Origin of the sequence: Ruminococcus sp. (genome assembly GCF_019423705.1) — a bacterium.
In the GTDB taxonomy this organism is placed as follows: domain Bacteria; phylum Bacillota; class Clostridia; order Oscillospirales; family Ruminococcaceae; genus Hominimerdicola.
Map to the genome: position 1 here is coordinate 235,902 of NZ_JAHZAX010000001.1, position 26,923 is coordinate 262,824.

Sequence of the window (26,923 nt, forward strand, 5' to 3'; positions counted from 1 at the left end):
AATATTGTTTAATTATAAAAATAAAACCAATTATGCAATTTGCATTATTTTTCTTGACATATAAACGTTTAAGTGATATAATATAACATATCTGAGGACAGAATATCCGAACAGACTATGTATGGTTTATTCCTATGTACGGTTTAAAGTCTGTCCAATCCTCGGGCTACAACGTAAAGTCGCCCGAAGTACAGATTATGCGAATTAAAAAGAATGTTCCACGTGAAACATTTCAAAATTGAGTGGGAGGAATATATTGATATGAATAATAAGTTGAAAAGTATCGCCGCAGTATGCGCAGCCGCAATTTGCCTTTCCTCCTGCGGAAACATCGGCGGCGAGCAGAAAGCGAAACAGCTCACCCAGTATTCTACATATAAAACAGGCGTGACCACCACCACAGTCACTGGCGAAAAAGCCGCCCTCGTCATAACAGGCGCAGTCACAACTATAAAAACCACCGCAAGCTGCAATAAGATAACTTTCGATAATGGCGCAGTCCTCTTTGCAAACGCACAGGGAACTTATACTATTATAAATAGCAATAATGAGGAACTTTCCACTCTCGATATCACAGACGATAACGGCGAAGTCCTCACTATCACAAATAAAAATTATCATATAACCCTTTCAAAAAACGGCAAGGAAGTCAATTCTTTCAGCTATAAGGGCACTCGAATCATCATAAAGGATAACGAAGTCTTTTACGCAGGCACAAAGGTGGAGTATTTCGACCAAAGCTTCCATAGCTTCAACGTAACTGAAAATATCTCTATCGAGTGCATATCTCAGGGCAAATTTGAAATTAGAAAGAACGGCAAAAAAATCGCTAAAGCCAAAGTCAAGGATATAAACGGCGCTGAGTATGAGCTTGAAGCGGTGGAAAAGGGTATGGAGATCACCAATTCCAATAACGAACTTATGGAGTCTATCGTCGTCGGCACAAATTATATCAGCGTTTCGGGTGATAAGGTCATTATTAACGGAAAAACGATGGAAGCCCCACATTCGGCGGATATCGTACCTGCCCAGACCACCACAACAACTGTTAGTACGACCACCAAAGCGACCACCAAGAAAACAACTTCGGAAACTACCACAACGGCGAAAAAGGAGACCGAACCTCAGACCACGACCACAACGACTGAGGCATATATCCCCGAGCCCGAACAACCTTCCGAGCCAGATTCTTCAACAAATATGATGAACCGAAACATTTCCGCCGAGACCTCCGAGCTTCTCGGCTATGTAAATGAAGTCCGCCGTCAGTACGGCTTGAACGAACTCAGCGGACTTGAACTCCTCGATTCCGCCGCCGCAGTCCGTGCAGGCGAGATCGCACAGGAGTATTCCCACAACCGCCCCGACGGCACAGGCTATGATACAGTCTTTGAAGAAGTCGGACTTCCCGAATGGTACAGCGTCGCAGAAAACATCGCCACAGGAATGAACTGTATGACCGGCGTAAAAGAAGTTTTCGACCAATGGATGCAGTCGGAAGGCCACAGAGAGAATATCCTCAATCCCAACGTGCGCTATATGGCAGTAGCGAAAAACAGCTATATGGACGGCGAAAACGAAATGATCTATTGGGATCAGCTATTCTACTCAGATGTATAGGTGACAATGTTCCACGTGGAACATTTCTTTTAATTCGCATAATCTGAACTACGGGCTGACTTTGCATAGTAGCCCGAGGATAAAGCCGCTAAGGAAAACACAATTGCATTGAGCTTGGTACATAAACGAAAAGGACGACATCAAGTCGTCCTTTTTTATGCCCAAATTTTCAACAATGCTTAAAATGAATGTTGAAAAAATCAATCCAAATGTAGGTGACGTCATTTTACTGTTTGCTTCTTATACCTAAGACTTGTCCTTTTGATTAATTTCCTCACAGTCCATAGCCCCACCATCGTCCCCCGATGGAATAGTGATAATATACTCAATATACCCTTCGTGATCCACACGCTTTGCGTCAGCCTTTACACCTGCCATTCGCATAACGTCCATCGCCTTGTTGACGGTGTTGAAAAAAAGCCGCACGTCCTTGAGCATAACAGCACGCTTGTGATAGCTGGAGCGTTTGGCCTCCTCCTGCAAAAGTTTTGCGATGTACTTTTCGAGAGCGTCCACAGTCCACAAATTTTCCGCAGCCTTCTGCGCCGCCTCGAGCCGCATTTCACCTTCGGGCAGCTTCAAAAGCGCCCTTGCGTGCCGCTCGCCAAGCTTTGCATTCATCAGCACAGACCGCTCCTCGGCGGAAAGTTTCAGCACCCGAAGCTTGTTTGCAATAGTAGATTGCGCAAAACCCAGCCTTATCGCCGCCGATTCCTGCGTCATATTGTACTTTGAGATCAGCGTTTGTATCGCCTCAGCCTCCTCAAAAAAGTTCAGATCGGCACGCTGGATATTCTCGATAAGCGCAATAATCTGCGACCGCTCCTCGTCGGCGTTAATAAGGATACAGGGCACAGACCGCAGCCCGGCAAGCTTCGCCGCCCTCAGCCTGCGCTCTCCCGACACAAGTTCAAAACCGCCCTCAGTTTTGCGAACAGTCAGCGGCTGGATGATACCGTCCTGCGAGATACTTTTCGTAAGGCTTGTCAGCTCGTATGTATCGAAATGCCGCCGTGGCTGGTTGGGGTTCGGTCTGATCTCCGCAGTTGAAATGTCGATTATCCGCCCAAGTGTTTGGTACTGCCCTGCTGATTTTTTTTCGCTGCTGCGGATATCCGAACCGCCGTTATCCTCCTCGATGAAAGCTTTTGAAAGCGCTTTTGGAATTGAGATCAAGCTCATAGCATTTTCCTCCCATAAAAAATTAGAAAAATTCTGCTTTGATTTTAACACATTTTCGGTCGGTAATCCATAGAAAAATTCAAAGAAAAAATCGCATTTTCCCGACCGATTCCGCAGCTTTTTTCGCATTTACACCATTTATATATATAATAGCTCTTGCGTTATGGGGGATATTATCATACTTTGTGGATTTTTAGTTGGTACTACGGCTTTGCAAATGCTGTCGGCTTGATATAAGTGTGCTTCAAAATGTTCCACGTGGAACATTGGACTGGAATATCGCTGCTTTGCTTTGAATTTTTACTTTCTGCTTTTTCTCAACAGATTTTTTTCTTAAAAGGTCTTTTCAAATCTGCTATTTTGTAGTATAATAGAATTAACTTAGTTTTTCACGAAAAGAGGTTTGAATAAATTGAATATGGGAAAAATTATTGCCGTCTCTAATCAAAAAGGCGGCGTCGGTAAATCAACTACTGTCGTTAACCTTGCGGCGGTTTTCGGTCTCAAAGGCAAAAAAGTCCTCATCGTCGATTTCGACCCACAGGGCAACACCACCACAAGTTTCGGTATTCAGAAAAAAAGTATCCGCAACACGATCTATGATGTCCTCACAGGCGATTGCTCCTACTTTGAAGCTGTCGTCCCCACTACCTGCCGTGGCGTGTCCGTTATCCCAACAACACAAGATCTTTCAGGTGCAGCCGTCGAGCTTGTAACAGCAGAAAATCGTGCCTTCAAGCTGAGAAACGCTCTGCTGCCTGCAAAAGAATTTTATGATTACATCTTTATCGACTGTCCGCCAACGCTGGATATGCTGACAATAAATGCACTTGTTGCCGCAGATTCCGTGCTTATCCCACTGCAATGCGAATTTCTCTCGCTGGAGGGTCTTGTCGAGCTGCACAACACCATCAACAGAGTAAAATCAGCTTGGAACCACGATCTGCGCATTGAGGGCATACTATTTACAATGTGCGTTGAGCGCTACAAGATCACAGGGCAGATAATTAAGGAAGTCAAAAAGCACTTCCCGAAAGAAGTTTTTGAAACTGTTATCCCGAGAAACGTTGCCCTCTCAGAAGCCCCAAGCTTCGGCGAGCCTGCGATCTACTATGACAAAAAAGCGAAAGGTTCAAAGGCTTATGAAGAACTTGCAAAAGAAATTGTCAAGCGTGAGAAAAAAATATCTAAAAATCAGTAAGAATGAGAAAGCACATTATTCTTTTGAATGTTCCACGTGGAACATTGTGATTGAGATTAAAAGAATGTGTGAAACAAGTGGGACGTCGAGGACGCCGTCCCCGACAATTGGTGTTGTCAAAAATACAAATATGTGAATTAAACAGCATTGAAAAAAATAGTTTAACAACATTGTAAAAGAAAATAACAAATCAGACTTTGTACGGTTTATTTCTATGTATGGTTTAAAGTCTGTCCCGTATTCGGGCTACAAAGTGCGTCGCCCGAAGTACAGAGAATGCGAGGTTAGAAAAATGGCGAAGAAGAGTCGAATGGATAGAGGGCTGGATAGCCTGTTTTTTGATAATTCAGTTGATACGGCTGAGAGTGTGGAGAACGAGGAGAAGGGCGCTGAGGGTGGAACCTCTATGGTGAGGATTTCGCTTATCGAGCCTGATAAAAAACAGCCACGTTCGGAGTTTGACGAGGAGGCGCTTAATGAGCTGGCTGAAAATATCCGCCAGCACGGAGTTTTGCAGCCGATACTTGTCCGTCCGCTGGATAATGGCGGATACAAGATAGTCGCAGGCGAGCGCAGGTGGAGGGCTTCGAGGCTTGCAGGGTTGGAGGAGATACCTGTTTTCATCAAGGATATGTCCGACCTTGAGGCTGCGGAAATTTCACTTATCGAGAATATCCAGCGCCGTGATCTTACTCCGCTGGAAGAAGCTGCAGCTTATCAGACTTTGATAGAAAGCTATGGTTTGACGCAGCAGCAGGTGGCTGAGGCTGTTGGCAGATCACGTTCGGCGATAGCAAATTCGCTGAGGCTTTTGAACCTTTGTGATGTTGCTCGTGGGCTGTTGAAAGAGAAGAAGCTGACTGAGGGTCACGCTAAGGTTTTGGCTGGCATTGAGGACAATGAGTTGCAGGAGAAGGCTGCGCTGGAGTGTGCCGAGAAGGGTTGGTCGGTGAGAGAGCTTGAGAAGAATATTGCGAAACTTTCCACTGAGGAGAAGCCGAAGAAGATAAAGCGCAAGGCGATCAATCCGCTGTATGATGAGTTTGAGCGGACTGTTAATCAGAGTACGGACAAGGTCAAGGTAAGTTTGTCGCAGGGTTCAAAGGGCGAGGCGAAGCTTGATGTAAAGTTCGGGGCAGATGTTGATGTTGAGGGGATACTCAATTCGCTGGCGGAGTTGCTTATGAATATGTAATTATGAGAGCTAAAGCGATCGCAAAGACACAGATAAAGACAATTTAAAATGTTCCACGTGGAACATTTGCAACGTTTCGGTTATAAAAATATGTAGGGGCGACCTGTGGTCGCCCGTCTTTTAGCACACTCGTATTACGATGATGTCTCACCCAATGTTCATTTTATAAAGATATTCCCACCTTGGATAGGTTAAAATCTTTATAAAATATAAGAACTTTGTGGCTGAGATCAGCCCTGCGAAAACCATACAAAGTGTATAAATTTCTGCATATTTATACATTAATAAACTGCATAAAATTAAACCAAATTTGCATAAATTTTAGCAATTGTTTAATCATTTTATCATATTTTATGTGCTAAATCATATGGGTAATATCGGCTTTTCTATGGGTCTTTCTCAGAAGGGTGAGGAAGCCACAACTAACCGAAAATCGGGGGTTTACAAGGTAAATTTCAAGAAAAAATGTGGGAAAAGGTATTTACAAAATCAAAAATAAGTGCTATACTATAATAGTTAAAGCGGATATACTTTGAAAAAGTTTGTTAAAGCTTACTTTGCAAGGTCTCGTGCGCTTTCCTGGTTTTTTAAAGCCAGCCCTTTGATGGGCTAGAACAGGTAATTTGAGTTTCGGGTGCGAGTCAAATTCGACCGACCGAGATTTCTAGAAAGGAATGATTCTAAAATGGCAAGAAAAATGAAAACTATGGACGGTAACAACGCTGCTGCTTGGGCTTCATACCCGTTTACAGAAGTCGCTGCTATCTATCCGATCACACCATCATCTGTTATGGCAGAAGTAACAGATCAATGGGCTGCCAAGGGTAAGGAAAATCTCTTCGGCACTCCTGTTAAGCTGGCTGAAATGCAGTCTGAGGCAGGTGCTTCAGGTACTGTTCACGGTTCGCTGGCCGCAGGTGCTCTTACTACTACTTATACTGCTTCTCAGGGTCTTCTTCTTATGATCCCTAACCTGTATAAGATCGCTGGTGAGCTGCTTCCTTGCGTTATCCACGTTTCTGCAAGATGCGTAGCTTCTCACGCACTTAACATTTTCGGCGACCACTCTGACATCTATGCTTGTCGTCAGACAGGTTTCGCTATGCTTTGTTCTTCAAACGTACAGGAGGTTATGGACCTCGGTACTGTTGCTCACCTTTCAACTATCGAAGGCAGAGTTCCATTTATCCACTTCTTTGACGGTTTCAGAACTTCTCACGAGATCCAGAAGATCGAGACTTGGGATATCGAAGACGTTAGAGATATGGTTGACTTCGAGAAGGTAGAAGAATTCAGAAAGAGAGCTCTTAATCCTGAGCACCCTGTACTCAGAGGTACTGCTCAGAACCCTGATATCTTCTTCCAGGCAAGAGAAGCTTGCAATCCTTACTATGACGCTATCCCTGGTATCGTAGAGGATTATATGAACAAGGTAAACGAGAAGATCGGCACAAACTACAAGCTCTTCAACTACTACGGCGCTCCAGACGCTACACACGTTATCGTTGCTATGGGTTCTGTTTGTGACACTATCGAAGAGACAATTGATTACCTCAACGAGAAGGAAGGCACAAAGCTCGGTCTCGTTAAGGTCAGACTTTACAGACCTTTCCGTGCAGACAAGCTCGTTGAAGCTATCCCTTCAACTTGTGAGCAGATCTCAGTTCTCGACAGAACTAAGGAGCCTGGTTCTGAGGGCGAGCCTCTTTACCTTGACGTTGTTGCTGCACTCAAGGGCACACAGTTCCACGATGTTGCTATCGCTTCAGGCAGATATGGTCTTGGTTCTAAGGACACAACTCCTGCACAGATCAAGGCTGTTTACTGGAACGCAAGCTGGAAGGACACTTATAAGCCAAGATTTACTATCGGTATCGAAGACGATGTTACAAACCTCTCACTCGACATCGAGGGCAAGCTTGACTCTGCTCCGGCAGGCACAACTGCTTGTAAGTTCTGGGGTCTCGGCGCAGACGGTACAGTTGGCGCTAACAAGAACTCCATCAAGATCATCGGCGACCACACAGATCTTTATGCTCAGGCTTATTTTGCATATGACTCTAAGAAGTCCGGCGGTGTAACAGTTTCTCACCTGAGATTCGGTAAGACTCCTATCAAGTCAACATACCTTATCAATCAGGCTGATTTCGTTGCTTGCCACAATGAGTCTTATATCACAAAGTACAATATGGTACAGGATATCAAGCCGGGCGGAACATTCCTTCTCAACTGTCAGTGGGAGCACAAGGAGCTTGATAAGCACCTCCCAGGTCAGGTAAAGAGATATATCGCTGAGAACAACATCAAGTTCTACACCATCAACGGTGTTAAGATCGGTAAGGAGATCGGTCTGGGCAACAGGATCAATACTGTTCTTCAGTCTGCATTCTTCAAGCTCGCTAACATCATTCCTATCGACGACGCTATCAAGTATATGAAGGACGCTGCTACTGCTTCTTATTCTAAGAAGGGTGACGCTATCGTTAAGATGAACCACGACGCTATCGACGCCGGTTGTCAGCAGGTTCACGAAGTTAAGGTTCCTGCTTCCTGGAAGAAGTGCAAGGATACTCCAATGGGTATGCCTGCCGCTAAGTGCGCTGACAAGACTCTTCAGGACTTCGTAAACAACATTCAGATCCCTTGCAATGCACAGGAAGGCGACAAGCTCCCTGTTTCTACATTCACAGGTATGGCTGACGGTACATTCCCACAGGGTTCGGCTGCATTTGAGAAGAGAGGCATTGCTGTTGATGTTCCAGCTTGGAACGGTGAGAATTGTATCCAGTGTAACTTCTGCTCATATGTATGTCCACACGCTGTTATCAGACCAGTTGTTATGACAGACGCTGAGCTCAAGAAGGCTCCAAAGCTTGCACAGGATAAGGCTGTTCCTATGACAGGTATGCCTGGATACAACTTCGTTATGACAATGTCAGCTCTCGACTGCACAGGCTGCGGTTCTTGCGTAAATGTTTGTCCTGGTAAGAAGGGCAACAAGGCTCTTAGTATGATGCCACTCGAGACTCAGCTCGCTGAGCAGGAAGTATTCAACTATGGTCTTACACTTGCTGACAAGCCGGAAGTATTTGAGAAGTTCAAGGCAACAACAGTTAAGGGCTCACAGTTCAAGCAGCCATTGCTTGAATTCTCCGGCGCTTGCGCAGGCTGCGGTGAGACACCTTACGCTAAGCTCATCACACAGCTCTTCGGCGACAGAATGTACATTGCTAATGCAACAGGCTGCTCATCTATCTGGGGCGGTTCTGCACCTTCAACTCCTTACACAGTAAATAAGGACGGCAAGGGTCCGGCTTGGGCAAACTCTCTGTTCGAGGATAACGCTGAGTATGGTTACGGTATGTTCCTTGCACAGTCAACTATCAGAAACAGAACTATCGCAAAGGTACTTGAGCTTTCTAAGACAACAAAGGCTGCTGCTCTCAAGAAGGCTTGTGAAGAGTATCTTGAAACAGTAGACGACGGTGAGAAGAACTCACCAGCAACAGACAACCTTATTGCTGCTCTCAAGAAGACAAAGAATAAGGCAACTGAAGAGATCCTCAAGGACGCTGACTATCTGAGAAAGAAGTCAATGTGGATCTTCGGCGGCGACGGCTGGGCATATGATATCGGCTTCTCCGGTGTTGACCACGTTATCGCACAGGGCGAGGACGTAAACATCTTCGTATTCGATACTGAGGTTTACTCCAACACAGGCGGACAGTCTTCTAAGTCAACTCCAACAGGTGCTATCGCACAGTTTGCGGCAGCAGGTAAGGAAGTTAAGAAGAAGGATCTTGCAGGTATCGCAATGTCTTACGGCTATGTATATGTAGCACACGTTGCAATGGGTGCTGATTACAACCAGTGCATCAAGGCAATCCACGAGGCTGAGTCTTATCACGGTCCATCTATCATCATTGGTTATGCTCCTTGTATCAACCACGGTATCAAGGGCGGTATGTCAATTGCTCAGACAGAGGAGAAGAAGGCTGTTCAGGCTGGTTACTGGCATCTGTACAGATTCGACCCACGTCTTAAGGCAGAGGGCAAGAATCCATTTATCCTTGATTCTAAGGCTCCAACAGCTGATTACAAGGACTTCATTATGGGCGAGGTACGTTACAACGCACTTGCTAGACAGAATCCTGAGAGAGCTGAGAAGCTCTTTGGTAAGGCTGTTCAGAACGCTAAGGACAGATATGATTATCTGCTCAGATACGCTAAGCTTTACAATACAGAAGAGAAGTAATTCCTTTCTAATAAAAAGAGGCTGCACGCTAGTGCAGTCTTTTTTTGTTGTCTAAAGAAAACGGGCGAACGCTGTTCGCCCCTACATATTTGACAGTTTCAAAAACATTGTATTTAAACCAAACGCACTCTGTACGGTTTAATGCTATGTACGGTTTACAGCCTGTCCAGTCCTCGGGCTACTAAGTAACTTGCCTGTAGTCCAGCCCTATGCGAATTCGGTGCAGGGGCTTGCCCCTGCCGAATTAAAAAGAAGGGGTTGACAAAATGGGGGTTTTGCTTTAAAATATAATGGTAGGATAATATTCAGATGATGTTATTATCAATTTATCAATTTAACGAGGAGAATGTTAAATGAATAATTCAGAAAAAACTATGGATAAGATCGTGGCGCTCTGTAAAAACAGAGGCTTTGTGTACCCTGGAAGTGAGATTTACGGCGGACTTGCTAACACTTGGGATTACGGCCCTCTCGGTGTTGAGCTCAAGACCAATATCAAGAACGCTTGGAGAAAGAAGTTTATTCAGGAAAATAAGTATAATGTCGGCCTTGATTCCGCTATACTTATGAACCCTCAGACTTGGGTGGCTTCCGGCCATATCGGCGGATTCTCTGACCCTCTTATGGACTGCAAGGACTGTAAGACACGTCACAGAGCCGATAACCTTATCGAAGATTTTGACGGCACTAACGTTGCCGGCTGGACAAACGAGCAGATGATGGACTACATCAAGGAAAAGCAGATACCTTGCCCAGACTGCGGCAGCCACAACTTCACAGATATCCGTCAGTTCAACCTTATGTTCAAAACATTTCAGGGCGTAACAGAGGATTCAAAGTCTGAGCTTTACCTCCGTCCTGAAACTGCACAGGGTATTTTCGTAAACTTTGCTAATATTCAGAGAACAACAAGAAAGAAAGTTCCTTTCGGCGTTGCACAGGTAGGCAAGTCATTCAGAAACGAGATCACTCCCGGTAACTTCATTTTCCGTGTTCGTGAGTTTGAGCAGATGGAGCTTGAGTTCTTCTGCAAGCCTGGCACAGACCTTGAGTGGTTCAGCTATTGGAGAGGCTTCTGCAAGGATTGGCTCCTTAGCCTTAACATCAAGGAAGAAAACCTCCGTCTGAGAGACCATTCACCTGAGGAACTTTGCTTCTATTCAAAGGCTACAACTGACTTTGAGTATCTCTTCCCATTTGGCTGGGGCGAGCTTTGGGGCGTTGCAGACAGAACTGATTATGACCTTAATCAGCACATCAAGACAAGCGGCAAGAGCCTTGACTACTTTGACCCAGAGACAAACGAGAGATATGTTCCATACGTTATCGAGCCTTCACTTGGCGTTGAGAGACTGTTCCTCACAGTTGTCTGCGAAGCATATGACGAGGAGAACATCGGCACAGAGGAGAAGCCTGACGTTAGAACGGTTATGCGTTTCCACCCAGCACTTGCGCCATTCAAGGCTTGCGTGCTCCCACTTTCAAAGAAGCTCAGCGAACAGGCCGGCGAGCTTTATGCAGAGCTTTCAAAGCACTTCCTTGTTGATTATGACGAGGCTGGTTCTATCGGCAAGAGATACCGCCGTCAGGACGAGATCGGCACACCATTCTGCATCACATACGACTTTGACTCCGTTGAGGACGGCTGCGTAACAGTTAGAGACAGAGACACAATGGAGCAGGAGCGTATCAAGATCGACGAGCTGGTTGCTTATATCGAGAAGAAGATCGAGTTTTAATGGTTTTAATTGATATTTGATCGAAATTGAATAAATTGAAAAAGTAAAAAATGGAACGTGAGGGCGCAAATTGTCGTAAGCCTTGTCGAACGACAATTTTCCTCTATAATTAGTAGGGACGAACAGCGTTCGCCCGTGGATTTGATGCTTTTTCGACAGTCTCAAACGGACAAGCTGATGAGTTTGTCCGTTTTTTGCGTCACACCGCCTGTACGCTTTACATAAATTTCAGAGTTGACAGAGGTGCGCTTTTGTGATATAATATAAGAAATTTGTATGAACAGATAAAAGTAATTGAATTGTGAATTTTTATGATGTGAGGGATCGTCAATGGCTATCGACAAGGAAATTGAAAAGATAGATCAGGCTGCCGAATATTTCAACAGGTATTTTGAGTTTGAGGACGCTGTTACTGTCAGCAAGGAGAACAAGGAATATCTTAAAACATACATACACGACAATGATTACGTTGTAAAGAATTTCGACCTTAAAAAGAAGATCGCTCGTGCGCTGGGCATAAGTGCGCTTATAGGCATTGCGGCGTTGCTTATACTTTGGCTGCTGCTGGGAAGCGATCTGCTGATTGCGGCTGGAATTGCGGCAGGCGTGATTTTCATTTGTGCGGCGGCATTCGGCATTGCGTTGAACAAGTACAGGCTCACAGCTGCGGAACAGAAGCAGGTGGAAGTCAACGACGGTATCAACGAGCAGATCATTATGCTGGACGACCGTATCAAGCAGCTTGAGCGTCAGCGTGACGATTATTACAAGGCTCTCGAGAAGCGTGTGACCTTTATGTCGCTGGAATATATGCGCAACGTGGATCAGATCAAGCAGTTCCTTGTTGACGGCAAGGCTGAGACCTGCGAAGAGGCTGAGGATATGTTCGAGGAATCGATGCTGTTCCAGCAGATGACGGATATTATGTCAAAAAGCGAAAAGATGATACCTGTTCAAGACGACAAGGAGCGTTTCGGCGATCCGCTGAAGATCATCAAGGAAAATAAGAAGAAGCGCAGGAAAGAGAAGAGACGTAAGAAGTAAGAAAAACTTGACAACGCTTCTGTCATATGTTAAAATTAAGACAATAAAAAGAGGCATACTGCTGTAAGCGGTTTACCTCCGAAATATTAGGGTTAAAGAAATAACCGACCTATTGGAAGTGGGGGCGGTTATTTCTTTTTTTACTGCAAATGTCAAACAAAAGTCTGCAAATACAAACACAAGTCCAACAATATTCACTATTAACATCAGTAACGTAAGTACTTCAATTACGCTCATATCTTGCTCACCTCCAAAACTGGAGGAAGATTTAAACCGCCTACCGTTGTTGCAGTACGCCATAATCCTATTCTAGCACACTTTTGCTTCTGTCAATATCTGTCGATAAAAAACAACAAACCGCACACAGTACGGTTTAATGCTGTGTGCGGTTTAAATTCTGTCTAGTATTCGATCTACAAAGTACGTCGCCCATTTTTACGTTGGAGCGATACCTATTTCTGTTTATATGTCTTCAAGAAATCTGCCATTTCATTCATCGAATACTCAAGGTCTTCGAGCTTCGGCAGGTAAACTATTCTGAAATGATCGGGCTGTTCCCAATGGAAGCCGCCGCCGTGGACGAGAAGTATCTTCTTCTGACGGAGAAAATCAAGGACGAACTGCTCGTCGTTTGTGATGTTGAACTTCTTTGCGTCGATCTTCGGGAAAATGTAGAACGCCGCCTTTGGCTTGACGGCGGAAAGTCCGTCAATGCTGTTGAGGGCATTGTAAATGTACTCACGCTGCTCGTAGATTCGACCGCCCGGAAGCAGCAGATCGTCAGTCTTGGTGTAGTCGCCCAAAGCGTACTTTATTATGTACTGGCTCGGAACATTTGAGCAAAGTCGCATACTCGAAAGCATATTAAGTCCCTCGATATAGCCCTTTACGCCGCTCTTGTCGCCGCTAAGAACCATCCAGCCTGCACGGAAGCCTGCAACTCTGTGAGACTTTGAAAGTCCGTTGAATGTTACGCAGAAAAGGTCGGGACAAAGTGAAGCGATAGAAGTGTGCTCAACGCCGTCCATAAGAAGTCGGTCGTAGATCTCATCGGAAAAGATTATAAGCTGGTGACGTCTTGCAACGTCGGCGATCTTTTCAAGCACCTCTTTCGGATAAACCGCACCGGTCGGGTTGTTAGGATTTATCAGCACGATAGCCTTAGTCTTGTCTGTCACTTTGCTTTCAATATCCGCAATATCTGGGTACCAGTCGGACTGTTCATCGCATATATAGTGTACGGCCGTGCCGCCAGCCAATGTAACGGAAGCAGTCCAAAGGGGATAATCAGGCGCAGGCACGAGAACTTCATCGCCGTTGTTGAGAAGTCCCTGCATAACCATTACGATAAGTTCGGAAACGCCGTTGCCTGTGTAAATATCATTTATGCCCTCAACAGGAATGCCCTTGAAACGGCTGTATTCGAGGATAGCCTCTCTTGCCTCTGCAATGCCACGGGAGTCGGAATATCCCTGGGCATTTCTGAGATTATCTGTCATTGCCTGTATTATTTCATCAGGAGCGTTGAAAGCGAAAGGCGCAGGGTTGCCGATATTGAGCTTGAATATCTTTTCACCACGGGCGATCATTTCGTTGGCCTCGTCCATAACAGGACCTCTGATATCATAGCACACATTATCAAGCTTGCTTGATTTTGAAAATGTTCTCATTTATAAAACTTCCTTTCAGAAATATATATGGCATAATATAGCAATCACTAAAGCCGTCAAGCCAAATGTCTTGTGTTATATGTTGGTATATGCAGAAAATCAGCAGACCAACGGGCGAACAAAATTGTTGAGAGCCTTGTCGAGCAACAATTTTCGCCCCTACATTTTGGGTCTATTTTTTGCTTTCTTTGCGGTCATACCAAAGCTTATCAGCGTGAGATTTTCGATCTCGTCGTCGGGAACGTCGCTGTCAAGATAAATGGTAATCCAATGGGTCTTGTTCATATGATAAGCCTTGCAAGCGCCCTTGTAAACGCTCTGATAGAAAAGCACTTCCTCTGGGGAAAGCTTTAGATTAACGATGTACTTGCCGTCCAGCTTCATAAGCAGCCCGAACCACTTGCGTGTGTCGATATGCCGCAGCGCCGTGGTCTCAAAGTCCTCGTTGAAAGGCATATCGCAGCAAGCCCCAGCGATACCGCTGCAAAATTCAAGATATTTTTCCTTTGTCATACATTTTGCCTCCGCAAAAAACACAAGACGTATACCTATTATAATAGCACTATGCTGTGTCAATGTCAATCCTTTTTTAATTCAGCAGGGGCTTGCCCCTGCACCGAATTCGCATAATCTGTACTTCGGGTGTCGCATATAGTAGCCCGAGGACGGGGTCGCTAAAGAAAGTACGTTTGCATTGAGCTCCGAACAAAGTGCGTTTGGTTGCGCTAAAGTTCAATGTTTTTGAACCATATTTTACTTGACAAAGCGGTTTGCTTATGTTATAATTAAGACAATAAAAAGAGGCATACTGCTGTAAGCGGTTTACCTCCAAGATGTGTTATTCATAAAGAAATAACCGACCTATTGGTAGTGGGGCGGTTATTTCTTTTTTTTATTGCAGATATCGACCACAAGGCCAATTATATGTGCTATTAATATCAGTAAAGTAAGTACTTCCATTACGCTCATATTGCTCACCTCCATTGCTGGAGGAAGATTTAAACCGCCTACCGTTGTTGCAGTACGCCATAGGTTTATTCTATCATACTTTTGTTCACTTGTCAATATATGTCGAATAATAAAACAAAACGTACATAGTACGGTTTAATGCTGTGTACGGTTTACAGTCTGTCCTATCCTCGGGCTGAGTCGAACGTCGCCCGCAGTCCAGCCCTATGCGAATTATAAAGAAAGGGTTGACATTTAGATAGATTTGCTTTATAATAATAAGGTGAATGTGTCTGATAAGGGCGAAGTGTCGCTTGTCGGCATAATACCTTAATAATTAGGAGGACTAAAGGTGCGAAAAGTTAAAAAACCTGTGTTTTTTATCGTGCTGATATGTATAATTGCCTTCGGCTATCTGACCTATGCCGGCATACATACACAGTACGGCGATATAAAAACAAGCTATATCAAGGGCGTTGAAGATATCCGCTGGGGAATAGATATCCAGGGCGGCGTAAACGCTACCTTTGAACCTGCGGACGGCTATGACGCTACTGACGACGAGCTCGACGCTGCAAGAGCCGTTATCGAACAGAGACTTGTAAGCCTCAATATCACTGACAGCGAGGTCTATGTCGATTATAATAAGGACAAGGTCATCGTATCTTTCCCTTGGCAGGCCAATGAGGAAAGCTTCGATCCTGAGGCTGCCGTTTCTGAACTTGGCGAAACTGCAAAGCTCGTTTTCAGAAAGGGTACTGACGCTACCGGCGAGGAAGTCCTCACAGGAAGCGACGTTAAAAAGGCTGAGGCTAGACAGACTCAGGATCAGACTACTGGCAATATCAAGTATGTCGTTAGCTTGACCCTTAACGACAGCGGTAAGGAAGCTTTCGCAGACGCTACTACCGAACTTGCTGGAAACGGCTCTATCTCCATTTGGATGGATGAGGACTGCATTTCCGCTCCTAGCGTAAATTCCGCTATCACAGACGGCGAGTGCGTTATCGAGGGCAACTTTACATATGAGTCCGCAAAGGCTCTTGCCGATAAGATCAACGCCGGTTCTATCCCATTCGACCTTAAAACCACAAGCACAAGCATTATCTCGCCAACTCTCGGCGAGGGTGCAAAGAACGCTATGATAATTGCAGGACTTATCGCATTTATCGTAGTTGCACTTTATATCATCATCGTTTACAGACTGCCCGGTTTCGTTGCTTCTATCGCACTTATCGGACAGGTCATCGGCTCTATCGCCTGCCTTACAGGCTTCTTCGGAAACCTCGACAGCTTTACGCTGACTATCCCGGGTATCGCAGGTATCATTCTTTCCATTGGTATGGGCGTTGACGCCAACGTTATCACCTCTGAGAGAATAAAGGAAGAGCTCAATAACGGCAAAACACTTAACGGCGCTATCGAACTTGGCTATAAGAGAGCTTGGAGCGCTGTGTTCGACGGAAATATCACAGTTGTGTTCGTCGCAGTTATCCTTATGGGTGCATTCGGCCCGACAGACAGCGTTTTCGGAACGCTCCTCAGCCCTGTGTTCTCATTCTTCGGCGCAACAACAGCCGGTACGATCTACTCTCTGGGTTACACCCTTTTGGTAGGTATCATTCTTAACTTTGTATTCGGTATTTTCTGTTCAAGACTTATGCTTTCGTCACTCTCTAAGTTCAAGTGCTTTAAGAAACGCAAGCTTTATGGAGGTGCTGAGATCAATGAGTAAGGAAAGAAAAACTCTTGACGTTGTAGGCCACAGAAAGCTGTTCTACACAATATCCTGCGCTCTTATTGCGCTGTTCATCATTCTGACTTTCACTATCGGACTTAACGTTGCCATAGAATTCAAGGGCGGTACTGTTATTACTTATACATATGAGGGCGATATCAAGTCGGCTGACGTTGAAAAGACTGTCGGCAACACCCTTGACGATAAGTGCACAGTAACATTGGGCGAGAACACAAACGGCTCACAGAAAACTGTTGAGATCAAGTTCTCCTCAACAAAGGGCATAAGCGACGACAAGCAGAACAAGCTCAAGACTGCATTGCAGAGCGATTTTGCTGACAATAACATCGAGGTCTACGAATCAAACGACGTTGCGGCTTCAAGCGGTATGAATTTCTTCTTCAAGTGCCTTGCAGCCTGCGCACTGGCAATGGTCGTCACGATCATTTACATCGGTTTCAGATTCAAGAAGATCGGCGGACTTTCCGCTGGTGTGTTCTCAGTTGTGGCACTTGCCCACGATATGTGTATGGTATACGGTTGCTTCGTTGTTTGTAGATTTGACATCAACGCAAACTTTATGGCCGTTCTGCTGACTATCCTCGGCTATTCTATCAACGCAACTATCATCATCTACGACAGGATACGTGAGAATGAAAGACTTATCGGCAACAAAATGGAACTTGCTGATCTTGTAAACCTTTCGATCACACAGACCCTCGGACGTTCAATCCACACCACAGTAACAACAGTTCTCGCAATGACAACAGTTTGCATAGTTTGCCTTATCTGCGGAGTAACTTCGATCATAAGCTTTGCATTCCCGCTTATCATCGGTATGATCTCAGGTGTGTACTCTTCAAACTGCATTGCTCCAACACTTTGGGTAGTATGGAGAAATCACAAGGCAAAGAAGGGCGCTGCGAACAAGAAGTCAAAGGGCGCTGTTAAGCAGAGCAATAGACGCTAAAACATAAAAAACGGGCGAACGATGTTCGCCCCTACATATACATAGCGTATTTGATTTTTGACTTGACAACAATAATTGTATATGATATAATATAGACAATAAAAGAGGCATACTGCTGTAAGCGGGTTACCTCCAGAGACTAATTTTTTTAATAACCGTCCTATGTGGTAGTCGGGCGGTTATTTCTTTTTTCTGTTGCAAATGTCAAACAAGAGTTTACAAATATCAAACACAAGTCCAACAATATTCGCTATTAACATCAGTAATGTAAGTACTTCAATTACGCTCATATTTTGCTCACCTCCATTGCTGGAGGAAGATTTAAACCGCCTACCGTTGTTGCAGTATGCCCTATGGTGATTATAGCACAATTATCGAGTTTTGTCAAATAAAGGTGTGTGAACATTGTTCACACACCTTTTTGCTGTTTTATGCGTTTTACAGTTCGGGAAATCTCTCTTCCACAAGCTTAACGGCGTTTCTCACGCAGTCGTCGCAATCGCAGAGAACAACGCCCGTGTCAAGGCCTTTCAGTTCACGGCAATATGTGCTCTGACAGAGTTCACGGAACTTTCCGTGGAATTTTTTCGCCTCTCCCAGTATCGGCAGGCCGTCATAGCATTTCAGCCCCAGCGCAATTTGCGCCCCGATAAGTGCGCCGCAGGTGGCTTCCATACAGCCCATTCCAACGCCGAACCCTGCGCCAAGCTGCCGCAGGGTGGTCTTATCAAGGTCGAGCACGTCCGCAAACGCCAGCAGCACCGCTTGGCAGCAATTATTTTGGCTGTGCTTATATTCAACTGCAAGTTCCTGTCTGTTCATTTTTTATTCCTCCGAATTTGTGATTTTATATACATAATGAAAAAATTGCTAGTCAACATTCCATATCGTGGATAAGGCCGCAGCTGCGCATTGAGATCGTGCCGTTTTTGCCTGTGATGAAATGATCCAGCACAGTAATTTCCAGACAGCGCATATAGCGGATAACCTCTCGAGTGAGGGTCACGTCCTCCTGCGATGGGGTGTTTGGCGCTGAGGGGTGGTTGTGGGCGATCATTATCACGTCGCAGCCGCTGTTCAAGACGGCTTTTGTCATCGCTCTGAAATCCACAGGTGCGGAGCGTGGGTCGCCCTCGCAGACCTCCGCAACGCTTTTGATATGGTAGCCAGAATCGACGCAAATGACCTTGAACTTTTCCGTTTTTTCGCCGGCGAAGCAATTGTCAACAAATTGCAGCACTCCGCCAAAATCACGGACGTCCACACGATCGTCGTTCTGAGCGGCGCAATATTTCATAAGTTTGTCGAAAAAAGCGATAGAATGAGCCGCACCCTCGCCCATATCGGGGACGGCCACAAGCTCCTCGGGGGAGGCATTCAAAACGCTCTTTATACTGCCGAACTTATTGATAAGCTCGTGGGCAAGGTCGTTAGTATTGCGCCGTGGGAGCACATAAAACAGCAGCATTTCGAGAATTTCGTGCTCAGAGAAGCCCTTTAGGTCGCCTGTTTCACGAAAGCGTTTGCGCATACGCTCACGGTGCCCGCTATGGTTATCGTTCTTTGGACTGCCGCTCATACTATGCCCCCCTTTTTGATGTGTTTGACTATTTTCAGTATAATGCAATCACCGCCAAATGTCAACTCTCTTTTTTTATTCGCATACTCTGTGCTGCGAACTGACTTTACGTTTGCAGCCCGAGGATAGGGTCGATGAGGAAAGTACGATCGCATTGAGCTCCGTACATAGTCGGAATTTTGGGATTCAGCAACATTGCTTGCGAAACACCGACCGCACTCTATACGGTTTACAGCCTGTCCAGTCTTCGGACTGAGTCGTACCAGGCACGCAGTCCAGCCCTATGCGAATTAAAAAAAAGTTTGTAATTATAATGTTGACAAGTTTAATTAAATGAGGTACAATTATAAGAATAATGTAGGATATAATTGAATTAATATTTGCGGGAGGTTAACTTTATGCTGGATACTAATGTAAACAATAAGTTTGGTAAAGAAGGTCTTACCTTTGACGATGTGCTCCTTATCCCGGGAGAGTCGGATTGTACGCCTGATATGGTGGACATCCACACTCATCTGACTAAGGATATCGTCCTTAATACACCTATTATGACTTCAGCTATGGATACTGTTACTGAGTCGAAAATGGCTATCGCTATTGCAAGAGAGGGCGGTATCGGTATTATCCACAAGAATATGACTATCGCTCAGCAGGCTGAAGAGGTCGATAAGGTAAAGCGTTCTGAAAACGGCGTTATCGTAAATCCTTTCTCACTTACAGCTGACAAGACTGTTGCTGAGGCTGACAAGCTTATGGGCAAGTACAAGATCTCAGGCGTGCCTATCGTTGACGAAGAGGGCAAGCTCGAGGGTATCCTTACTAACAGAGACCTCAGATTTATCACAGACTTTGAGAATATCAAGATCGCTGATGTTATGACTAAGGAAAATCTTGTTACCGCTCCTGTTGACACAGACCTCGCAGGCGCTCAGAAGATCCTTATGAAGCACAAGATCGAGAAGCTTCCGCTTGTTGACGCTAATGGTATCCTCAAGGGCCTTATCACTATCAAGGATATCGAAAAGGCTGTTCAGTATCCAAATTCCGCAAGAGATAAAAAGGGCAGGCTGCTTTGCGGCGCTACTATCGGTATGACTAACGACATTCTCGAGAGAGCCGGCGCACTTATCGACGCACAGGTAGACGTTCTTGTGCTCGACTCTGCTCACGGACATTCTATGAACGTTATCAACTGCCTCAAGAAGGTAAAGGCTGCGTTCCCTAACACTCCTGTTATCGCAGGCAACATTGCTACTGCTGAGGCTGCTGAGGCACTTTGTCAGGCTGGCGCAGACGCTATCAAGGTCGGTATCGGTCCTGGTTCTATCTGCACAACAAGAGTTGTAGCAGGTATCGGTGTTCCACAGGTAACTGCTGTTTATGACGCTGCTTGTGCTGCTGCAAAGTACGGCGTACCTGTTATTGCAGACGGCGGTATAAAGTATTCGGGCGACATTGTAAAGGCACTTGCTGCCGGTGCAAGCGTTGTAATGCTCGGTTCACTTCTTGCAGGCTGCGACGAAGCTCCGGGCGAGACCGAAATTTATCAGGGCAGACAGTTCAAGGTATACAGAGGAATGGGTTCACTTGCTGCAATGAACAAGGGTTCAAAGGACAGATATTTCCAGACAAACTCTAAGAAGCTTGTACCAGAGGGTGTTGAAGGCCGTGTTGCATACAAGGGACCAGTTTCCGACACTATCTTCCAGCTTGTTGGCGGTATTCGTTCGGGTATGGGTTACTGCGGTTGTCACACTATTGCAGAACTTGGTGAGAAGGCAAAGTTCATCAGGATCACGGGCGCAGGCTTGAAGGAATCTCACCCACACGACATTTATATCACCAAGGAAGCTCCAAACTACTCCGCCGGTATTTAAATTCGGGGACGGCTGGACAGCGGGTTGACTTTACGTTGTAGCCCGAGGATAGGACAGGCTGTAAACTGTACAGAGTGCGTATTTGTGCGATTTATATACAATATATTTTAAAATATTTGTGGGGGCGACCTTTGGTCGCCCTTTTGTTATGCCAACACCACACCTGTATACTATGTCCTTGCACACCCCTACAAAGTTCACTTTAACCCCCTCCCCCACCTCGGCATACAATAAAAAATGCCGACAGCGATACATTCTCAAAACCTGCCTGCGCAGTTTAAGAACAAATTATGTGCAAAATGTATAGTATGTTATTAACAATTTGTGCAAAAGGGTAATTTTCTGTACTTGTTATGAGGAAATTCTTGACTTGTGATTTGATAATATGTTATAATTAAAATAATATCGGCAGCAGGCTCTTTGCGCCCTTTTTTCAGATGTTTCCGCTTTTGCGGCGGTCGGATATCGAATAAGGTCGCTGGTCTTTTTGGGGGAGATATGGAGCTTGCGGCGAATTAATAACCTGTTAAAAAGCTAAAATGCAACAGGAACGGAGGCTTGCAATGAAAAAGCAAATTGATTACGGCAGCTACGCTTCCTATAAGGAAACTGTCAAAGGGCTGACTGAAAGCCTTGAAGCGCTGCTGGGACTGAGCGAAGAGATCGCTTTGGTCAATACTGCGGAATCTATTCGTGAAACATTGGAGAAAACTGCCGAGGAGCATTTTGAAGTCGCTATCGTCGGCGAGTTCAAAAGGGGTAAAAGTACGCTCATAAACGCTATGCTGGGACAGGAAGTGCTCCCTGCGGACGTGCTGCCTGCGACGGCTACGCTCAACAGAGTTACATACAGCGAAGAGCCATATGTACAGGTGGAATATAAAAACGGTGAGAGCGAACGAGTTGACATAAACAAGCTTGAAGATTATGTCACAAAGCTTACTGCAGAATCTGAGGAAAAGGCGGAGACCGTCAAGGAAGCGACGGTATATTACGATACCGAGTTCTGTAAGAACAATGTGGATATCATAGACACCCCTGGTCTCAACGACGACGATCAGATGACTAACGTCACCCTGTCGATACTGCCAAAGATCGACGCTGCTGTGTTCGTTATCAGCGCAAATTCGCCGTTTTCTCAGTTTGAAAAGGAATTTCTTGAAAAGAAAATGCTCACCTCTGACGTGGGCAGAATAATATTTGTCGTAAACTGCTTCGGCACATTCTCTCAGGCGGACGAAAACAAGATCGTCGAGACCGTTAGAGGCCGTATCGGCAAGTATGTTATGGAAAAAGCCAAAAAGGTTATGGGAGAGGACTCCCGTGAATTTGCGGTATATAAAAGAAAGATCGGTACGCCGAGAGTTATCGGCGTTTACGCTAAGCAGGCTTTGACTGCAAAAGAAACTGGTGATAAGGAAGCCCTTGAAAAGAGTAACTTCCCCGAGTTTGAAAAAGCTCTCGAAACTATGCTCACAAAAGAGCGTGGCGTTATCGCTTTGCAGATACTTGCCAACAAGATAACAAACTCTGGTACTGAGATACTGAGAAGCGTCGTTATGCAGGAAAACGCTCTTATGATGGCAAACGACGAGTTTATGGAAAAATATGACGAAGCTATCAAAGAGATCGGCGAGATAAGAAATAAGAAGAGACAGGAATTCGTCAAGATCAATGATGCCGCAAATCAAGTGTTCAACGACTTGCAGCCTGTCCTTGACAGCTATTGGACGAATATCGAAGATACCGCTATGGAAGTTATCGACAACTTCCAAATGTCCTCTGACGACTTCAAGAAAGATCAGCTCAAAATGGTGACCGCAAAACTCACCGAGAAGATAAAGGAAAGCATCGAAGCAAGAGCGCAGATAATCTGCGAGCAGATACAGAACAGTATCAACTTCGCCGTTTCCTGCGAGGCTGAAAGACTTCAAGACTTCGAGGACGAGTTCTTTGAGTCCGTTACAAAAATTCAGCAGATGTTCACCATTTCGGATAGAGTTTCAAAGAACGGCGGCGTTGTGGATAAGATAATCGGCGTTGCTATCGGCTCTTACGGCGTCGGCGGACTGTTCTTAGGTTTCAGAGAATCTGGCGTAAAGGGTGCGCTCCTTGGCGGCGCAACAGGTTTCGCAGGCTTCTATGCAACTTATTATACAGCTATATTCTTCGCAGGCTTTTTCGGAATAACTGCCACCCTGCCTGTTACCCTCTGCCTTATGGCGCTGGCTGGAATAGCAGGTACGTTCACTTCTAATTTTGCGGTGGATAAGATTCTTGTCAAGGAGAGGATAGACAAATATAAGTCCAATTTCAAGACGCAGGTGAGAAAACAGTTCCACGAAATGAAGCTCAATAACGACTTCACCGAAACTGTCCGTTGTCAGGTATTCTCAGCATTTGAAGGCCTCAAGGGCAAGATCGAGAATGAAACTGAGATTATCCTTCGTGACACACAGGAGACCCTCGACAATCTTAACGATCTCAAGACGGAGAAGAGCAACATTTCTCAGAAGGAAATGGAACGTCTCCACGACATTGCAGAAAGCGCAAGCGCTATCGTTCAGGACGCTTATCAGGTAAGAAGAGTTCTGACAGAAGCTATGGAGAGCTAAAGGGCGCAAATTTGCAATTGCTAGTGATGTTGTAATAAGAAACACGGATCGATCTGTCGAACGACATATCGATCAACGGGCGAACGATGTTCGCCCCTACACGAAAGTTATTTGTGTAGGGGACGGCGAATTTTATATGCTCACCGTTACTCGCATATAAAATGACGTCCCGTTTGTTCAGCTTATAATTGCTTATATAATACGTTGTATTGTAGGGGCGAACATCGTTCGCGCGTCTGTCGGCATTTATTTTGTTATAGGCTGAATAATTTGTGACAAGATATCATTAATTATTATCTGAGATAAATAGATCTAGGGAGGGTACAGTCATTGAGTGAAATAACGACGGAAAGAGAAAATCCGCTGCTTCAGATCGACACCAGCTTCCGCACATATCTTAACGCTTATACGAGAAGCTATCAGGATCATATGGTGAACGGTGTGCTTGACTATGCCTTTGAATCTGATTTTGCCGTAAGACAGAAAATAATGGGTCTTAGCGGTTGGGGAAAGCTTTACAAGGCGGCAGGAACGCAGGACGTTTCTGCGGAGGCAAAGCATTTGTTTTTGAAGTGCGACCAAGTCGGGCCGCTCAAATATCCTGACATTTACGACATTGTGAAAAAATGCGCCGAAAGGCTGGAACTTGTTGTTCCCATAGTTTTTGTCAGAGGTGATATGGAAAGAGCGCAGATATATTCTGTTGCAAGCGATATGATCGAGCCGTGCATAGTGCTTTCAAAGCAGCTTGTTGATATGTGTACGGGCGACGAGCTTATGTTTCTTATCGGCTGCGAATGCGGCAGGATACAAAACAATCATTGCGCCTATAATATGGCGTTTACATACCTTAATTATAATAAATACGCTTTCAAACCTGTTGAAAAGACCTTCAATCAAACGGTAAGCAATCAGCTACACACGGCGCTGGTTCAATGGGTGAGATATGCGGACATAACTGCAAACCGAGCAGGCATAATATGCCTTGACAGACCGGGACTTTACATCAGCGTTATGGCAGGTCTTTACGCAAAGGGCTATATCGACTTTTACGGCAGATCGCAAAAGGACATCAACGCAGATGAGCTTATAAGCAAGGCGGAGAGTATCCACTCCGTTGCCTCGAGAAACCTCAAGACCGAAAGCGGTCTCAGCGAGATCGAAAGGCTCATACTTGCGGCAAACGAGTTTCTTTACTGTACTGTCCTTGGCGAATGGCGTGGGGACGCAGAAGACCCCGACCGACATCTTGTATCAAGTCAGATATGCGATGTGCGAAGCGCAGTTATAATCGGAAATGGTGGGAATGGAGGCGTGACAGGTGGATAATACAGAGCAGAATATCTCCGAGATAAGGAGCAAGCTCAGCGCCTTTATTGACAACAAGAAAATCGCTGATATGCTGGGGGACGATTTCGTCCTTGAGCTGAAAAACTGGGACAAGCTTATCGAGAAAAAAAGCGAAGAGCCTTTCACACTTGTCATTCTTGGCGAGTTCAAAAGGGGCAAGAGCACCATTATAAACGCACTGCTCGGAAAAGAGCTTGCGCCGATAAACGTTACTCCCGAGACTTATACGATAAACGAGATATCATTCGGCCATACACAATATGTTGAGGCCATACTCGAAAATGGGCAGCGTATACCACTATCCCTAGAGGATATAACGAGAGAGAAGCTTGAGCAGCGAATGAGACTTTTCCCTGCGAAGATAAGCTATGTTCAGATAAAGGACAACTCGCCGATACTCAAAGAGATAAGGATAGTTGACACACCGGGTCTTTCCGACTTGGAATCGCTGGACAAACAGGTTATGGACTATATTGTCAATGCGGACGCTATAATGTATGCGGCTTCCTGCCTGCTGCCGTTCTCTGAAACGGAGCAGATATTCTTGGCGAGCCACGTCCAGCCCCAGCGTTTCGGTATGCTTTACATACTCGTGAATATGATCGACGCTATGAATTCCCAAAAGGACGCCGACAAGATACTAAAGCGTGTAAGGGGCATTTCCGAGCGTATCGTGCCAAACGCTATCGTTTACGGCATAAGCGGCGCAGATGAGCTGAGCCGAAAGCTTGGCAGAGAAAGGCCATTGGATAAGGGCACGAGAGAGTTTTACGAAACGCAGTTTTTCCAGTTCGAGCTTTCATTGCAGCGTGACATTATTATGCAGAAGGACGTTATACGTTCAAGACGTGTTTTGACAATGCTTTCGCAGATGTGCGATGAGACGGCTGCAAAGCTGCGGCTCATAAGCGACATGGCAGAGCTTGACAAGCAGAAGCTTGAAGACCGTGCAAAGGATTTTGACGAGCAATGTGAAAAGCTTGCAAAGGCGCTTGAAGAAAAGAAGCCTGCTCTGCACCTGTCGATACTTGAGATGCAGCAGGAAGCGGAAGCGTGGATGTACGAATTTTTCTCAAAGCTGAGGGCAAGCATACTTGACTGCCGTCAGAAAGACGAGAACGGCAACGACATTTACAGCCCCGAGGATATCGAGAAGTATTTCTATTCCTTCCTTATGGAAAAGGTGGGCGAAGCTTATCGCAACTGTATCGAGAGCCACCGTGACCGCATTGCGGAGCTTGTTGAAAGCACAGGCCGAGAGCTTGCAGGGGCGCTTGGCATAGACGATCTTTCAAAGGCGGCGAAAGCGCCGTCGGTGGAAATGATAATGCTTTCGCTGAACAAAAATGTAACACGTTCTGTAATGGGCGTAAAGCTTTTCGGTACAAGCGAGACGTTCCCCCCTGCAACTATGTCAGTATTCAGCCTGCTGCTCAAAAAGAAAAAGCAGACTGACATTATCGATATTGCACTGGAAAATTATGACGATATAAGAAATAACATCGTTAAGGATATCAAGACAGTCTATCAAGACCTTGAAACAAAGGCCGTTGCAAGACTTGACAGCCTGTATCAGTATCAGGTCGAAATGGGCAGAGAAGCGCTGAATCAAGCGGCTCAGCTTATGACAGAATACGACAACGACGAGATCAGAGAGACTTTAGCCCTTGCAAAAGCAATGCTGGCAGAGCCGCAAAAGCTCGTGGCAGAGTGCCTTGTGGACTAGGTTGTTGATTTGGTTTGATAAAAAAGAAATGCGATACCAGTTTTGTGGTATCGCATTTCTGCTTTATAGCTTTATATTTGACAAAATTACATATTTGTGCTATAATTATGTCGGAAAAGGTAGATCTATACGGTAGGCGGTTGTCCTCCAAACGTACATAATCTGAATATTGTCGGCTGAAAAGTCAGGCAAAATAGGATATGGAAACGGAGGT

At 45.3% G+C, this 26,923-nt stretch carries 17 protein-coding genes; 12 read left to right on the forward strand and 5 right to left on the reverse strand.

Translation table 11 applies throughout. The features are described from left to right. Positions 1–261: 261 nt before the first annotated feature. On the forward strand, positions 262–1,620 hold the full coding sequence (locus tag QZ371_RS01010) for a CAP domain-containing protein (RefSeq protein ID WP_295207784.1): 1,359 nt from the start codon (positions 262–264) through the stop codon (positions 1,618–1,620). Positions 1,621–1,866: 246 nt separating this feature from the next. Here QZ371_RS01010 and QZ371_RS01015 read toward each other — a convergent pair whose 3' ends face one another. Further along, entirely contained in the window at positions 1,867–2,802 is a 936-nt protein-coding gene (locus QZ371_RS01015; protein WP_295207787.1) for a ParB/RepB/Spo0J family partition protein, read from the reverse strand. 418 nt (positions 2,803–3,220) lie between these two features. Between QZ371_RS01015 and QZ371_RS01020 the strand changes: the two genes are divergently transcribed. The 5 genes from QZ371_RS01020 to QZ371_RS01040 all read left to right on the forward strand — a co-directional run bounded on the left by QZ371_RS01020 (position 3,221) and on the right by QZ371_RS01040 (position 12,236). After that, complete coding sequence (locus tag QZ371_RS01020; protein WP_295208079.1) at positions 3,221–4,003, forward strand: ParA family protein; 783 nt, start codon at positions 3,221–3,223, stop codon at positions 4,001–4,003. A gap of 292 nt (positions 4,004–4,295) precedes the next feature. After that, the gene (locus QZ371_RS01025) at positions 4,296–5,198 is read left to right on the forward strand and encodes a ParB/RepB/Spo0J family partition protein (protein WP_295207790.1); all 903 of its coding nucleotides are present in this window, start codon (positions 4,296–4,298) and stop codon (positions 5,196–5,198) included. A gap of 685 nt (positions 5,199–5,883) precedes the next feature. Continuing rightward, complete coding sequence (gene nifJ, locus QZ371_RS01030; RefSeq protein WP_295207793.1) at positions 5,884–9,453, forward strand: pyruvate:ferredoxin (flavodoxin) oxidoreductase; 3,570 nt, start codon at positions 5,884–5,886, stop codon at positions 9,451–9,453. Between the two features lie 353 nt (positions 9,454–9,806). Further along, positions 9,807–11,192: a glycine--tRNA ligase gene (locus tag QZ371_RS01035; RefSeq protein ID WP_295207796.1), complete on the forward strand. Its 1,386-nt coding sequence runs from the start codon at positions 9,807–9,809 to the stop codon at positions 11,190–11,192. Between the two features lie 330 nt (positions 11,193–11,522). Beyond that, positions 11,523–12,236, forward strand: coding sequence for a hypothetical protein (locus QZ371_RS01040; protein WP_295207799.1), 714 nt, complete (start codon positions 11,523–11,525; stop codon positions 12,234–12,236). A 452-nt stretch (positions 12,237–12,688) separates the two neighbouring features. Here QZ371_RS01040 and QZ371_RS01045 read toward each other — a convergent pair whose 3' ends face one another. Next, positions 12,689–13,906, reverse strand: coding sequence for a pyridoxal phosphate-dependent aminotransferase (locus QZ371_RS01045; protein ID WP_295207802.1), 1,218 nt, complete (start codon positions 13,904–13,906; stop codon positions 12,689–12,691). A 159-nt stretch (positions 13,907–14,065) separates the two neighbouring features. Beyond that, positions 14,066–14,419 (reverse strand): MmcQ/YjbR family DNA-binding protein, encoded by a 354-nt coding sequence (locus QZ371_RS01050; RefSeq protein WP_295207806.1) that lies wholly within the window; start codon positions 14,417–14,419, stop codon positions 14,066–14,068. A gap of 787 nt (positions 14,420–15,206) precedes the next feature. Between QZ371_RS01050 and QZ371_RS01055 the strand changes: the two genes are divergently transcribed. Both QZ371_RS01055 and secF read left to right on the forward strand, forming a co-directional pair. Beyond that, positions 15,207–16,589: a preprotein translocase subunit SecD gene (locus QZ371_RS01055; RefSeq protein ID WP_295207809.1), complete on the forward strand. Its 1,383-nt coding sequence runs from the start codon at positions 15,207–15,209 to the stop codon at positions 16,587–16,589. Further along, positions 16,582–17,562 (forward strand): protein translocase subunit SecF, encoded by a 981-nt coding sequence (secF, locus tag QZ371_RS01060; protein WP_295207811.1) that lies wholly within the window; start codon positions 16,582–16,584, stop codon positions 17,560–17,562. The genes QZ371_RS01055 and secF overlap by 8 nt, the downstream gene beginning before the upstream one ends. 438 nt (positions 17,563–18,000) lie before the next feature. On the opposite strand, the gene QZ371_RS01065 is transcribed toward secF, so the two are convergent. Continuing rightward, entirely contained in the window at positions 18,001–18,384 is a 384-nt protein-coding gene (locus tag QZ371_RS01065) for a C-GCAxxG-C-C family protein (RefSeq protein ID WP_295207814.1), read from the reverse strand. A gap of 52 nt (positions 18,385–18,436) precedes the next feature. Continuing rightward, positions 18,437–19,141 carry a JAB domain-containing protein gene (locus tag QZ371_RS01070; protein WP_295207817.1) on the reverse strand — a complete coding sequence of 235 codons (705 nt, stop codon included), beginning with the start codon at positions 19,139–19,141 and terminating at the stop codon, positions 18,437–18,439. A 398-nt stretch (positions 19,142–19,539) separates the two neighbouring features. Here QZ371_RS01070 and guaB point away from each other — a divergent pair, with 398 nt between their 5' ends. The 4 genes from guaB (at position 19,540) to QZ371_RS01090 (ending at position 26,709) form a co-directional block, all read left to right on the forward strand. Next, entirely contained in the window at positions 19,540–21,018 is a 1,479-nt protein-coding gene (gene guaB / locus QZ371_RS01075; RefSeq protein WP_295207820.1) for an IMP dehydrogenase, read from the forward strand. Positions 21,019–21,581: 563 nt separating this feature from the next. After that, positions 21,582–23,633: a dynamin family protein gene (locus QZ371_RS01080; protein WP_295207823.1), complete on the forward strand. Its 2,052-nt coding sequence runs from the start codon at positions 21,582–21,584 to the stop codon at positions 23,631–23,633. Positions 23,634–23,963: 330 nt separating this feature from the next. Further along, entirely contained in the window at positions 23,964–24,962 is a 999-nt protein-coding gene (locus QZ371_RS01085; protein ID WP_295207826.1) for a M48 family metalloprotease, read from the forward strand. After that, positions 24,955–26,709 (forward strand): dynamin family protein, encoded by a 1,755-nt coding sequence (locus tag QZ371_RS01090; protein ID WP_295207829.1) that lies wholly within the window; start codon positions 24,955–24,957, stop codon positions 26,707–26,709. Before QZ371_RS01085 ends, QZ371_RS01090 begins: the two co-directional genes overlap by 8 nt. Positions 26,710–26,923 lie beyond the last annotated feature (214 nt).

Coding starts and splice junctions, on each gene's coding strand:
- QZ371_RS01010 (WP_295207784.1), top strand. CDS start 262: ATGAATAATAAGTTGAAAAGTATCGCCGCAGTATGCGCAGCCGCAATT.
- QZ371_RS01015 (WP_295207787.1), bottom strand. CDS start 2,802: ATGAGCTTGATCTCAATTCCAAAAGCGCTTTCAAAAGCTTTCATCGAG.
- QZ371_RS01020 (WP_295208079.1), top strand. CDS start 3,221: ATGGGAAAAATTATTGCCGTCTCTAATCAAAAAGGCGGCGTCGGTAAA.
- QZ371_RS01025 (WP_295207790.1), top strand. CDS start 4,296: ATGGCGAAGAAGAGTCGAATGGATAGAGGGCTGGATAGCCTGTTTTTT.
- nifJ (WP_295207793.1), top strand. CDS start 5,884: ATGGCAAGAAAAATGAAAACTATGGACGGTAACAACGCTGCTGCTTGG.
- QZ371_RS01035 (WP_295207796.1), top strand. CDS start 9,807: ATGAATAATTCAGAAAAAACTATGGATAAGATCGTGGCGCTCTGTAAA.
- QZ371_RS01040 (WP_295207799.1), top strand. CDS start 11,523: ATGGCTATCGACAAGGAAATTGAAAAGATAGATCAGGCTGCCGAATAT.
- QZ371_RS01045 (WP_295207802.1), bottom strand. CDS start 13,906: ATGAGAACATTTTCAAAATCAAGCAAGCTTGATAATGTGTGCTATGAT.
- QZ371_RS01050 (WP_295207806.1), bottom strand. CDS start 14,419: ATGACAAAGGAAAAATATCTTGAATTTTGCAGCGGTATCGCTGGGGCT.
- secF (WP_295207811.1), top strand. CDS start 16,582: ATGAGTAAGGAAAGAAAAACTCTTGACGTTGTAGGCCACAGAAAGCTG.
- QZ371_RS01065 (WP_295207814.1), bottom strand. CDS start 18,384: ATGAACAGACAGGAACTTGCAGTTGAATATAAGCACAGCCAAAATAAT.
- QZ371_RS01070 (WP_295207817.1), bottom strand. CDS start 19,141: ATGAGCGGCAGTCCAAAGAACGATAACCATAGCGGGCACCGTGAGCGT.
- guaB (WP_295207820.1), top strand. CDS start 19,540: ATGCTGGATACTAATGTAAACAATAAGTTTGGTAAAGAAGGTCTTACC.
- QZ371_RS01080 (WP_295207823.1), top strand. CDS start 21,582: ATGAAAAAGCAAATTGATTACGGCAGCTACGCTTCCTATAAGGAAACT.